General features: G+C 37.0%; 1 pseudogene. It reads left to right on the top strand.

The features are described 5' to 3' along the window. Positions 1 to 183: pseudogene (locus tag AACW06_RS20700) on the top strand (hypothetical protein); the annotation flags it as partial. Between the last annotated feature and the right edge of the window lie 47 nt (positions 184 to 230).

Genomic DNA, 230 nt, shown 5'->3' with positions numbered 1-230 from the left:
CGAAAAAGATTTATCAATGAACTGAGTGACCAATCAGAATCAAGTTTACTTGATTTTGGCACAGTCAATTCATTGTTGTTCTGTTGGAACAACAATAGCTTTAAAATTACTTTTTACTTTCGAGTAAGAGCAGTTTTGAAGTCAGTATTCATTGAGCCGGTCTTAGGACCAACAAAACTTTAATTGAAGAGTTTGATCATGGCTCAGATTGAACGCTGGCGGCAGGCCTA

The sequence above is a fragment of the Vibrio sp. S12_S33 genome, from assembly GCF_963889785.1.
Taxonomy (GTDB): domain Bacteria; phylum Pseudomonadota; class Gammaproteobacteria; order Enterobacterales; family Vibrionaceae; genus Vibrio; species Vibrio aestuarianus.
Note: the sequence above shows the minus strand (reverse complement) of the source record. Positions and strands in the feature narration are given on the sequence as shown.